Source organism: Bacillus mobilis (assembly GCF_001884045.1).
Classification (GTDB): Bacteria; Bacillota; Bacilli; order Bacillales; family Bacillaceae_G; genus Bacillus_A; species Bacillus_A mobilis.
Genome location: NZ_MACF01000119.1, coordinates 139,066 through 151,709, shown reverse-complemented (window position 1 = coordinate 151,709; position 12,644 = coordinate 139,066). Strand labels below are relative to the sequence as shown.

Genomic DNA, 12,644 nt, shown 5'->3' with positions numbered 1-12,644 from the left:
TATAAAGAAGCAGCTCTGTATAAAATAGAGCTGCTTTAATTTTATTAAAGATACGGATTGACTTTATTTATTGGAAAGTCGTAATATTATTAAGCTATATGAAAGAGAACTATAAAAGAGGGGGAGTTATTATGAAAATAAATTGGACTGAAGTAAAGCGAAAAATTCGACCGCAAATTTCAAAACCATCATATGAAACTTGGTTTACGAATACTACTGTTTATTTAGAGGATGATTTATTAACAATTTACTGTCCGAATGAATTTGCACGTGACTGGTTAGAATCTCATTACAAAGAATTAGTATTTAATACATTAAGAGAAATGTTTAATACGACGTTTGAAATTCAGTTTGATCTATGTAATGGCGAACCACATAAGTTGAATGATATTCAAAAAGAAAGGCTTAATAGCTGGGATGACGTTAAGAAAGCATTAAGACCAAAATTAGCAGAGAAAACTTTTATGACGTGGATTAGAAATACAAATGCTACGATAGAAGATAATACATTAATAATCTTTTGTGAAGATGCGTTTCATCGTGATTTGCTTGAAGGAGAGTATAAAAATATAATTTCAAGTACCGTACAGAATCTTACAAATAAAGAATATCAAATTTGGTTCGAAATAGAATCAAAAACCACTTCTATAGCACAGATTCTTAACATGCAAAATCATCCACTCACTTCTGAACAAGAGGAATCCAACACGATTTGGGATGAAATAAAAGATAAAATCCAATTAACAATTTCAAGACCTTCATATGAAACGTGGGTTAAAGAAACGACAGCCAGAATAAATGAAAATTCATTGATCATTTATTTTGAAAACGAATTCCAACAAGGATGGGTTGAAAAGTCTTATAAAGATTTAATTTCGCAAATAGCTAAAGAATTAACTGGAAATACATATGAACTTCAATTTGAATTAGAATCAAATAAAGATGCAAACATTAATGATGAAAAATTAAAATTACCTACTGAAAATATTATTTTCGAATTATGGGAGCAGTTCAAATCGTCCAATGATGAGTTAAAATATAATAATGTACTGGATAGCGAAAAACGCATTCAGGCATTAGAAGAAAAAATAGTGAACTTAGAAAAAGTGATTGATACATTAGTGGGAAAATTAGATGTAGCAGAATCAAAAACACAGTTGGAAAAATAACCAACTGTGTTTTTTTACTTAATTTACTTTTTTTATAAATCCTTTATAATGACGTTTCACAAGCTGACTTTCTAACGTCTTCATTGTTTCAAGTGCTACACCTACGATGATAAGTAAGCTTGTACCACCAATTTGTGCAGAAGGTGGTAACGTAGCAATTTTCGTGAATACGAGCGGTAAGATTGAAATTGCACCTAAGAAAATTGCGCCAATAAATGTTAATCGATATAAAATCTTAGTTACATATTGTTCTGTTGATTTACCAGGGCGAATACCAGGCACATATCCATTTTGCTTTTTCAAATTCTCAGCCATTTGTTCAGGATTTACTTGAATAAATGCGTAGAAGTATGTGAAAGCAACGATAAGACCGACATAAAGTGTCATTCCAAATGGATGTGCAAAATCAAGATTTGCAACGATCCATTTTGAGACGCTTGAATCAGGGAAGAGCTGCGCAATTGTACGCGGCGTCATTAAAAATGCGGAAGCAAAGATTACTGGAATTACACCAGCACTATTTACTTTAAGAGGTAAATGAGTGTTTTTTGCTCCTTGATATTGATTATTTCCTGAAACAGCTTTTGCATATTGAATCGGTATTTTACGCACAGCTTGTTGTATGTAAATTACGCCAACAACTATCGCTAAAATTACGAGGCCAATTAAAACCATCTTTATGATATGCATGAATAATTGATCGCCTGCATTTTGGAATTGTTGTAAATAAATTTGGTTCGCAACATTTGGAATCGCTGCAACAAGTCCTGCAAAGATAATCATCGAAATACCATTACCTACTCCATTAGCAGTAATTTGTTCACCTAACCAAAGTAAAAATGCAGTACCTGCAGTTAAAACTGTCGCAATAAATAAGTATGTAGTCCAGCTTTGATCTGTTATTAATTGTCCACCTGCTATATTATTAAAACCATAAGACATCCCAATGGCTTGTATGAATGCGAGAATGATTGTAAAGTATCGAGTGAATTGAGCTGATTTCTTACGGCCCATCTCTCCTTGCTTTGCCCATTCCGAAAATTTAGGTATAACGTCCATTTGTAGTAATTGTACTATGATGGAAGCTGTAATATAAGGTGTAATACCTACAGCAAAGATTGAGAAGTGTTGTAGTGCTCCTCCGCCAAATACGTTTAGCATACCTAAAACGTTAGCTTGATCTTGTACTTTTAATACCTCTGCGTTAGTATGAGGAACTGGAATAAACGTGCCAATGCGAAAAACAATTAGCATCGCTAGTGTAAAAAGAATTTTGTTTCTTATCTCAGCTACTCTCATGAAATTTGAAATCGTACGAAACATTATGTCGCCTCCTATATTTTTATCAGTGTAAAACTGATTATTATATCCCGATGAAGTAACCACAAACCTCCTTCCGCATTAAATTCATTTGACAAATGGATTTACATACATTTTGTAGTTTTCATGGATATAAAAATATAAGGTTTTTTAGCGACCTATAAACTTTTCATAATCATTCAATACACATAATATATCGAATAAATTAACAAATGTACATACATACGCATGAAAAATGAATGAATAGGGTCATTTTTTTACAATTATTTAATATTAAATTGAATGGATACGTTTTTAATCGTCGGAATTTTCTTGATTATTATTTTCACATATAAATCGCAAAGCTTATTTTTAAAGTAAATGCTATGTGAAGAATGAATATCTGGACTGGACAATGAGTAGCGTATTTTGAGAAATAGAGGAATGAAAAAAAGCACCTTTAATAGGGTGTTTTTTATTTATACTCACAAGTTCATAAAACTTTTATTAAATATTTAACAGCACCATTTTGGTTTATTAATAGTTTGACTGTTAGGAAATTCTATATAATCTAGGTAGATTCGTTGTAATAGATACAATTTACCGCTGGCTGGATCCTCAATGGTAAAATAGTCAGTTCCAGCTGCTGTAAGAATCCCTGTGTACGATTGCGTACCAAGTGATGAATCTCTTGCATATGTCAAAACCGCCGTAATTTGTCCACCTATATTGGTGCATAAAAAATCTTGAATGCTACAATCGTAATCATTATACGAGTTTTTTTGCATTAATATGTCTCCTTTAGTTTTTAATATACTATTAAAATTTCTAGTAATATGCTTGGACGATGAAAAGGGTTCTATTAAGTTATTTAGTATAAAAGAATGTATTTTGTGAACTTTATTTAGAAGATAAGCGGATGTAGTAGTACATAATAAAAAATATTATTTTTTTGTCACAAAAATGAGCATTCTGGTTTCTCTATAATGCAGGCATCAAATGAGAGAGAGGTTTTACTTACATGCAAATAATAAAAAGTGAAGAGAGGAATGTTTCACATATAACATTTGAAGAGTTGTTTAAACAAAACTATACGTATGTTGTTAAACAAATCATATGGATCATAAAAGAACAGACAATTGCAGAGGAATTAGCGCAAGAGGTGTTTTTACAACTATATCATTCAGATTGGAAAGCAATAGAAAATTTACGTGCTTGGCTTATAAAGTCGTCTACTTATGTCGCCTATAACTACATTCGCTCTGAAAAGAGACATCAGGCAAGAATCGATAAAGAAGCTCAATATCAAGAAGTTCAAATTGATTCGTCACTAGATGATGAATGGATTAGAAAAGAAGAAATTACAAAAGTACAAATGGTGTTGCAGCAAATGAAGGAACAAGAAAGAACGATATTGTTAATGAAATTTTCAGGGTTTCGATATAAAGAAATCGCGCAAGTACTTCAAATTGACGATTCATCTATTGGAACATTGTTGGCACGAGCTAAGCTAAAGTTTCGGAAAATTTTTGAACAAATGGAGGGGAACTAAATGACCTGTTATGAAATGGGATCCATTCAATCATATATTGATGGCGAACTTTCCCGTGAGGAAAGAAAACAATTTATAAAGCATTTAGACAAATGTAAGGAATGTCAAAATTTATTAATTGAGCTAACGGAATTAAATCAATGGGAAAATTCAACACTTGCCGAGGAGAAGCTTCATGAGACTCCAGAAATAAATATTGATGTCGAAAAAGCATGGCAAACATTTAATAGTCATAACCAGTCTAATAATGTACTTACTACAAATCAAATGATAGAAAAAAAGCAGGGAGTATTTTCAAATATGAATAAAAAATCAAAACGTTTCATGTATACGGCGGTTGCTGCGGTAGGTATTTTTACTATATCTATGATTCCGCAAGTTCAAGTTGCAGCAACTAATATTGCTTCTTACTTTGCTAATGAGGTTTTAAATGATTCAGTTGTAAATGAAGGAAGTAAAGATGAAAACGGTGTACAGCAAGAAGGTATGTTGAAAGGGCAGTTTATCCCTATCGATGAAAAAATAACGGATCAAGGAATAACTGTACATCTTAAAGAATTATATGTGGCAGATGCGCGCATATCTGTTCATTATAGAGTTGAAAAAGCTGATGGAACTCTTATGCCATTTGAATTTGATACAAATGGATTAGATATAAAAAGTGATGGGAAAATAAACGGACAACAAGAAGAAAATCCTGAGTATAACATAGGAAATGGTATGTTTTCACAATTATCATTTATTCAAAGTGAAGACAATTTACCATTCGAATTAATGTCAGAAGGAAAAAAGTTAGAGCATGTAGGCATACGTGATAAAGACAGACCAGAAGGTGTCATTACATTTGTTGAAGGTTCTGAAGGAAAAGGTTCCTTTAAACAACCTTTAACATTAGATGTAAACATAAATAAAATAGGAAAAATAGCTGGATCTTGGAAAGGGCAACTTCAAATTAATCCTGAAATGTTAATAAATAAAACAAATTAATATGAAAAAAAGAATAAAACAATACATGTCGAGTGCTATCTTTATCTATTGTTTTGCTTTCATCATGTTTGTTTCTTACATTATTTTAACTATCTCTATTATTTACTAATCAAATAGTACCGGAGAATTTCAATGTATTAGATAACGAATTTTTAAAGGTTATTGTGCAGAGAAACCACTAAATAAACAATTGAATGAGACGAGCATATACTAATAAATGACACAATGCATTTATGATTTTTAATCGTATGTAAAGAGCACCTTAGGGAGCTCTTTTTTTATTGAAATTAATGCACTTATATGAGTTGTTCTTTATTTATATCATCGTCCTTGCAATATGTAATTATGCATAATATTACATAAATTGTGTATTTTCTCTTTTTTTCGACAGAAACAGCAAGTATACTTTGTACAAGCTTTCTATTTCAAAAATTATACGAGGTGAAAAAAATGAAAAACAAAAAGACATTAACTAAGGTAGCTTTAACAACTGGCTTAGCTTTAACAGCTGTAGCACCATACGGAGTAGGTCATGCAGAGGAAACAGATCAACTACAAGTTCAAATTCAAGAAGAATCGTTCCGTTCAGGTAAACTTACACAACCGTCACAAAAGGCACCAGAGAATGTAGTACAAGATGCTCTGAAGGAGAAAACAGAACAAGCTCTTTCTCCAAAGCAAGTCAATGGGGAAACAGGAGTAGATTATAAAGTTCTTCAAAAACGTGGTTCATATGATGGGACTACACTTGTACGTATACAGCAAACATACGAAGGAAAAGAAGTATATGGTCATCAATTAACTGCACACGTAGATAATAAGGGCGTTATTAAAAGTGTTTCAGGCGATAGCGCGCAAAATTTAAAACAAGAAGAATTGAAAAAACCTATCAATCTATCAAAAGATGAAGCAACACAATATATTTATACGAAGTACGGGAACGATATCAATTTTATTGCTGAGCCAGAAATTAAAGAAGTTATTTTTGTTGATGAAAAGAATGGACAAGCTAGCAATGCATATCAGGTTACATTTGAAGCTGCAACACCAAACTATGTTTCCGGAACTTATTTAGTAAATGCACAAAATGGTGATATGTTAAAAAATATGGTACAAGAATCTAACTTAAAAGCAAGTGAAAAACTAGTTGGCGCATTAAAGAAAAGTAAAAAAAGCAATCTTACATCATTAACTGGAACAGGAAAAGATGATTTAGGTATATCACGTACATTTGGTATCTCTAAACAAAGTAATGGCAAATATGCCCTTGCTGATTATACAAGAGGCCAAGGAATTGAAACATATGATGTAAATTATAGAGACATTACTAAAGAAGAAAGCTATTATCCTGGTACATTAGCAACTAGCACTTCGACAACATTTAGCGATCCAAAAGCAGTAAGTGCTCATTACTTAGCAACAAAAGTATTTGATTTTTATAAAGATAAATATAAACGTAATAGCTTTGATAATAAGGGACAAAAGGTAGTTTCAGTTGTACATGCTTGGGATTCTGGAGATACGAATGATCCGAAAAATTGGCAGAATGCTTTAAGTGCGAATAATGGAAGTATGCTTGTATATGGAGATCCTATCGTCAAAGCATATGACGTAGCTGGCCATGAATTTACACATGCTGTTACTTCTAGCGAATCTAATCTTGAATACTACGGTGAATCTGGTGCGATTAATGAGGCGCTATCTGATATTATGGGAACATCTATTGAGAAATACGTAAATAATGGAAGCTTTAACTGGACGATGGGAGAACAAACTGGATCTATTTTCCGTGATATGGAAAACCCGGCTTCTGTTCCATCTTCACTTGGTGTACCTTATCCAGATGATTACAGTGAATTTAATGATTTTAATGGATGGGATCAAGGTGGCGTTCATTTTAATTCAAGTATTATTAATAAAGTTGCGTATCTCATTGCAAAAGGTGGAACTCATAACAGTGTAACTGTTAGAGGGATTGGTGAAGATAAAATGTTTGATATCTTCTATTATGCAAATACAGATGAGTTAAATATGACTTCTAATTTCAAGGAATTGAGATCAGCATGTATTCGAGTGGCAACGAATAAATATGGAGCGAATACAGCTGAAGTTCAAGCAGTTCAAAAGGCATTTGATGCAGCAAAAATTAAGTAAGTTAGAAATATAGTTTTCATTCATATATTATTACATTATGAAAAACAACTACTGTCATTTTAAAGATAGTAGCTGTTTTTTTATGCAGCAATGTATGAGTGAAAATAAACTTACTAAGCGATAATGAGGCCGTCTATCTTCAATAAGTTGTGACAAATATATAAGGATTAAAAATAAAAAACTGAAAATTAATAATATATTGACCTATTAATAGGAAGTACTATAGAATGAAAGCGATAACAAACGATTGCTTTAAAATAATTTCCCTGATCTTTTAGTAATTACGAATATGTGTAGACGGAATCAAATATATTTTTTTAACAATTAATGCAAACGTTTTCGTAATAAAAAAGATCATTGAAATACAAATGTGAAAATAGCCAATATGGGGGTGAAGTAAAAGAGATTTCTAGATTAATTTAAATAGTGTAATTTAGTACGAGCATAATAAATTGTGCCTACTATTTAAAGAAAGGGTGTATGTGGTGAAAATGATAAAAAGATTAGTTAACAAATCAGTTTTATTACTTACTATAATCGTTATGTTATCATCTGTTTTCTCTTTTCAAAGTGTAAAGGCAGTTTTAAATTCGAAAACAACTGAAGTTATCATTCATTACAAAGAGCAATCTGGAAATACAAAGAACTGGAACCTTTGGACATGGGGAGAAAATGCAAATGGTAAATCATATGAATTTACTGGTGAAGATGAATTTGGAAAGTACGCTAAGATTAATATAGATGGTGAATATAATCGTGTAGGATTTATCATTCGTACAAATGATTGGGAAAAAGATGGTGGCGATCGTTGGATTGAAAATATAAAGGACGGTCGCGCTGAAGTGTGGATTCTTTCTGGTGATGATAAAGTATATAACTCTAAGCCTTCTTCGGATCTATCAATTCAAAAAGCAACTATTGATAGTTTCAATGAGATTACTGTAACGACTAATGTCCCGTTTCATATTAAGGAACGGAAAATTGAAATTGAAGGCATTAAAATAAAGAATATTAGTCCTTATGATAGAAACAGTGGAAATGTTACGAATAAGTTTAAAATAATTACGGAGCAGAAAATTGATTTAAAACAATCATACAAAGTGAAAATCGAAAACGTAGCTGATGCGTATACGGAAATCGGTAAAGTAATTCGTAGTGAGGAATTTGATCATTCATTTTATTATGGTGGTAACGATTTAGGGAATGTATATACGCCACAATTTACTAAGTTCCGTGTATGGGCTCCTACTGCGAGTGAAGCGAAGTTAGTTACATATGAAAAATGGAACGATAAAATAGGTACTGAAATAAACATGAAACAAGCTGAAAAAGGAACTTGGAAAGCAGAACTTAAAGGGAATCAAAAAGGGCTCTATTACACATATAAGGTAAAAATTGGTGATAAGTGGACTGAAGCAGTTGATCCGTATGCACGTGCTGCTTCTGTAAATGGAGATAAAGGTGCAGTTGTTGATTTAGAAGAAACAAATCCGAAAAAATGGAAAGCAAACAAAAAGCCAAAATTTAAAAATCCGGAAGATGCTATTATTTATGAATTGCATGTACGTGATCTTTCTATTCAGCCCGAAAGTGGCATTAAGCAGAAAGGGAAATATTTAGGGGTAACAGAAAAAGGAACAAAAGGGCCTGAAGGTGTGAAAACAGGACTTGATCATATAAAAGATCTTGGTGTTACGCACGTTCAGCTTTTACCAATATTTGATTATGCATCAGTAAATGAAGAGAATTTAAACGAACCACAATATAACTGGGGATATGACCCGAAAAACTTCAACGTTCCCGAGGGATCCTATTCTACAAATCCATATGAGCCTACTGTTCGAATAACTGAATTAAAGCAAATGATTCAAACACTGCATGATAATAATCTTCGTGTTGTGATGGATGTAGTATATAACCATATGTATAATGCTACTGAATCTAATTTTCATAAGTTAGTTCCAGGTTATTATTATCGTTACAATGAAGACGGAACATTTGCAAATGGAACTGGAGTAGGAAATGATACAGCTTCAGAACGAAAAATGATGAGGAAATTTATGGTGGATTCGGTCACATACTGGGCAAAAGAATATAATTTAGACGGATTCCGTTTTGATTTAATGGGTATTCATGATTATGAAACGATGAATGAAATACGTAAAGCTGTAAATCAAATTGACCCTTCTATTATATTGCATGGAGAAGGGTGGGATTTAAATACACCTCTTGCAGCTGAGTTGAAAGCAAATCAAAAAAATGCGAAAAAAATGAAAGGGATTGCTCATTTTAACGATAATATACGAGATGGATTGAAAGGTAGCGTATTTGAGGAAAAAGAAAATGGCTTTGTAAATGGGAAGGAAAACATGGAAGACCGTATTAAAAAAGGGATTACAGCAGGCATTGACTACGATATAAATTCGTCTACATATCAAGATCCGGAGCAGGTGCTAACTTATGTGGAAGCACATGATAATCATACATTATGGGACAAACTTGAGTTGACGAATCCAGGTGACAGTGAAGAAGTGCGAAAACAAATGCACAAATTGTCTTCTTCGATTTTATTAACATCACAAGGTATTCCATTCTTACATGCAGGACAAGAATTTATGCGCACGAAATATGGTGATCATAACAGTTACAAATCTCCTGATTCAATTAACCAAATGGACTGGTTACGCCGTGCAGCATTTAATAATGAAGTAGATTATATGAAGGGCTTAATAGAATTACGCAAAAAGTATCCAGCATTTCGAATGACATCTGCAGAACAGATAAAAAAGCATATAACTTTTATTGATGTTCCAAAAAATGTTGTCGCATATTCAATAAATGGAAATGGAAACGGCAATGGGAATAAAAACGAATACTTTATGGTGGCTCACAATGCAAATAGGGAAGACATTGACATAACGCTTCCGTCGAAAGGTCCTTGGAAAGTACTCGTGGACGGTAAACTAGCAGGTAGTAAAACACTTTATGTTGTCCATGATAATAAAATTAAAGTTCCTGCGTTAAGTTCATTAGTTTTAAAAACAGAGAAACCAATTAAATAAATTCAAAAAGCGGAGTGAATGTTGTTTTCACTTCGCTTTTAAAGTTAAAGTACTATAATTTCACGTACTGTAATTTTATTACAATTCAATAAAAACATAAGTAAAAAGGAGAAGACTTACCAAGGTTCTTCTCCTTTTTACTTATGTGATCATTGCTACAGAACTAACCGTTGCATACTGAAAGAACAATATAAACCTAGAGTTACAAGAGTTTTGAAAATAACGAAAGGCAAGACGACGAATTCATTTGCTAAGTGACGAGAAAATGACAAAACTGTAAGAATGCACGAATGTTTGTAAGAAAGTTCGATGTTTTCCTTTTTCTTTTTTTATTAAAGTGAAAAAGAAGAAAGCGATGTCATAAAAGGTTGATATTTTCAGATGAGTACAATAATCAAAATTATTTATGTAATGAAGGTATATGGCAATCAGTAAAACACCTTATAAAAAAAGAGGGCTTTGAACATGTCTTTTTCTCAATTCAATATTGATATTTTTCGAGCAATTAATGAATTAGGTAAACAATATTCATTCCTAAACTCAACCATGGTGTTTTTGGCAGAATATATGGTGTATATTTTTGCTTTAATTATTTTAACTTATTGGTTTACTGGGTCCAGAAAAACTAGGATGATGGTTATACAAGCGATGGTTGCTTTTGTAATTGCTGAGGTGATTGGAAAAATAGCAGGGAAATCCCATCTAAATTATCAACCGTTTGCAATATTGCCTGATGTGAATAAACTTGTCGACCATACTGTAGATAATTCATTTCCTAGTGACCATACGATTCTCTTTTTTTCAATTTGTTTTTCGTTTTGGCTTGTTCGTAATAAAGCTGGTTGGTTATGGCTTATACTTGCATTTTGTGTAGGAATCTCTCGTATTTGGGTAGGAGTTCATTATCCTTTTGATGTTGCAATAGGGGCTTTAATAGGATGTGTTTCAGCATTGTTTTCTTATTGGTTAGTACCGAAATTTTCTTTTATCAAGAAATTACTTACTCTATATGAAAGAGTAGAAAAACATGTTTTATCATCCAAAAATAATTCAAAGGGATTGTGAGTATCCCCCGTTTTCATCCTCATTACTATTTTCCGCAAGATACAATTATTTATATCCACAACGGTGATAAGGAGTATGTGTACGTGTACGTCCAAGTAATAAAATATCTTATTTGATTTAAGCATGACTGTAAATCAAATGTGTCCAGAGCACCTTTATACAGAAAGTTAATAGAAATGAACAATTAGCTAATCTTTATTCTGCTAAAGGGTATTTTTAAATGGTTAACGAAATCATTGTTATATGAAAGTTTATTTAAAGATAAAGCGGATTGGAGGCCTCATATGACTGCGGAAATAATCTTTGCATCTAATAAACTAGGAATAGTAAATGATAATCAATTACAATCGATGCTCAATAAATTTAATTTGGGTAAACTCATTTCATCGAAAAAAACAGCAAATGGAGCTATGGGCCAAACTATGTTTGTCTCGTCAACAGAAGGAGAGTATGTTTTTAAAGGAAACCCACTTTATGCTGGTCAATTGGTTGAGGAAAAATTTTTTGTAGAAAATATCCATAAAAGAACAAACGTGATTGTCCCTATGCCATATATAATTGATGATTCGGATGAAATTTTTGGTTGGAGTTATTCACTAATGCCTTGTCTTCAAGGCGAACATCTAAACTCAAAATATCTGAAAGCTAAACTCAAATTAAATGACAAGTTTAAAATAGCCGAATTAATCGCTAAAACATTATCTGAATTTCATAATTGGAAAGTCAACGAATTTGGTGAACTTAATACGGAAAAACTCATGATAATTCCCTTTAAAAATTCATACACGCAATGGCTTTTCAATAGAATATTATTTTGGTTAGAGGATGCCAAAAAATACTCGAAAATTACGGATAAGGATTTCAAATGGGTGGAAGCTTTATTAGACGAATCCAAGGGGGCTTTTAAAAATTTATCTACTCCAACTTATGTGATGGGCGATTTTAAGCCTGGAAACTTCTTAATCTATTTAGGCGACAATGGATGGGAATTTGGTGGTGTTTTTGATTTTACAAATTCATATTTTGCAGATCCTGTTTCTGATCTAATTAAGATGATTACTTACTATTTAGATAACAATGAAGGCAATATCGCAAAACATTTAGTTAATTTGTATTGTAGAAATTTAGAAGGGAAAGAGGATATAAAAAAACGTCTTAAAGTACATATGCTTCATCAACGACTTCTAGATTGGGGTTGTGCAAAAGCAATGAATATGGTCACCTGGGATAATGAACTTTCATTTTATGAATGGGTAGAATCATACACAGATTCAGTAGCAGGTCTTATTGATTAAAATAGTTTATTACCTAGACTTATGATCTAAATACTTTCCCGTAAACATTTTATAAGTATCG

Annotated in this window: 9 protein-coding genes; 7 read left to right on the top strand and 2 right to left on the bottom strand. The window is 32.2% G+C overall.

The window, feature by feature from the left end; all coding sequences use genetic code 11:
* The first annotated feature begins 131 nt into the window (after nucleotides 1-131).
* Nucleotides 132-1,169, top strand: coding sequence for a DnaA N-terminal domain-containing protein (locus BAQ44_RS20325; RefSeq protein ID WP_071723336.1), 1,038 nt, complete (start codon nucleotides 132-134; stop codon nucleotides 1,167-1,169).
* 18 nt (nucleotides 1,170-1,187) lie between these two features.
* Here BAQ44_RS20325 and secY read toward each other — a convergent pair whose 3' ends face one another.
* A complete protein-coding gene (gene secY, locus BAQ44_RS20320) occupies nucleotides 1,188-2,492 on the bottom strand; it encodes a preprotein translocase subunit SecY (RefSeq protein ID WP_000490104.1) in 1,305 nt (434 codons plus the stop codon).
* 491 nt (nucleotides 2,493-2,983) lie between these two features.
* Entirely contained in the window at nucleotides 2,984-3,256 is a 273-nt protein-coding gene (locus tag BAQ44_RS20315; protein WP_071723334.1) for a spore coat protein GerQ, read from the bottom strand.
* 233 nt (nucleotides 3,257-3,489) lie between these two features.
* Here BAQ44_RS20315 and BAQ44_RS20310 point away from each other — a divergent pair, with 233 nt between their 5' ends.
* The 6 genes from BAQ44_RS20310 to BAQ44_RS20285 all read left to right on the top strand — a co-directional run bounded on the left by BAQ44_RS20310 (nucleotide 3,490) and on the right by BAQ44_RS20285 (nucleotide 12,583).
* Complete coding sequence (locus BAQ44_RS20310; RefSeq protein WP_071723332.1) at nucleotides 3,490-4,020, top strand: RNA polymerase sigma factor SigX; 531 nt, start codon at nucleotides 3,490-3,492, stop codon at nucleotides 4,018-4,020.
* Nucleotides 4,021-5,007, top strand: a complete 987-nt coding sequence (locus BAQ44_RS20305) for a DUF4179 domain-containing protein (RefSeq protein ID WP_071723330.1) — start codon at nucleotides 4,021-4,023, stop codon at nucleotides 5,005-5,007.
* 450 nt (nucleotides 5,008-5,457) lie between these two features.
* Nucleotides 5,458-7,161, top strand: coding sequence for a M4 family metallopeptidase (locus tag BAQ44_RS20300; RefSeq protein WP_071723328.1), 1,704 nt, complete (start codon nucleotides 5,458-5,460; stop codon nucleotides 7,159-7,161).
* A gap of 485 nt (nucleotides 7,162-7,646) precedes the next feature.
* Nucleotides 7,647-10,223, top strand: a complete 2,577-nt coding sequence (pulA, locus tag BAQ44_RS20295) for a type I pullulanase (RefSeq protein ID WP_071723326.1) — start codon at nucleotides 7,647-7,649, stop codon at nucleotides 10,221-10,223.
* Between the two features lie 465 nt (nucleotides 10,224-10,688).
* Entirely contained in the window at nucleotides 10,689-11,288 is a 600-nt protein-coding gene (locus BAQ44_RS20290) for an undecaprenyl-diphosphatase (protein WP_071723324.1), read from the top strand.
* Nucleotides 11,289-11,572: 284 nt separating this feature from the next.
* On the top strand, nucleotides 11,573-12,583 hold the full coding sequence (locus tag BAQ44_RS20285) for an aminoglycoside phosphotransferase family protein (RefSeq protein WP_071723322.1): 1,011 nt from the start codon (nucleotides 11,573-11,575) through the stop codon (nucleotides 12,581-12,583).
* Nucleotides 12,584-12,644 lie beyond the last annotated feature (61 nt).

Coding starts and splice junctions, on each gene's coding strand:
- BAQ44_RS20325 (WP_071723336.1), top strand. CDS start 132: ATGAAAATAAATTGGACTGAAGTAAAGCGAAAAATTCGACCGCAAATT.
- secY (WP_000490104.1), bottom strand. CDS start 2,492: ATGTTTCGTACGATTTCAAATTTCATGAGAGTAGCTGAGATAAGAAAC.
- BAQ44_RS20315 (WP_071723334.1), bottom strand. CDS start 3,256: ATGCAAAAAAACTCGTATAATGATTACGATTGTAGCATTCAAGATTTT.
- BAQ44_RS20310 (WP_071723332.1), top strand. CDS start 3,490: ATGCAAATAATAAAAAGTGAAGAGAGGAATGTTTCACATATAACATTT.
- BAQ44_RS20305 (WP_071723330.1), top strand. CDS start 4,021: ATGACCTGTTATGAAATGGGATCCATTCAATCATATATTGATGGCGAA.
- BAQ44_RS20300 (WP_071723328.1), top strand. CDS start 5,458: ATGAAAAACAAAAAGACATTAACTAAGGTAGCTTTAACAACTGGCTTA.
- BAQ44_RS20290 (WP_071723324.1), top strand. CDS start 10,689: ATGTCTTTTTCTCAATTCAATATTGATATTTTTCGAGCAATTAATGAA.
- BAQ44_RS20285 (WP_071723322.1), top strand. CDS start 11,573: ATGACTGCGGAAATAATCTTTGCATCTAATAAACTAGGAATAGTAAAT.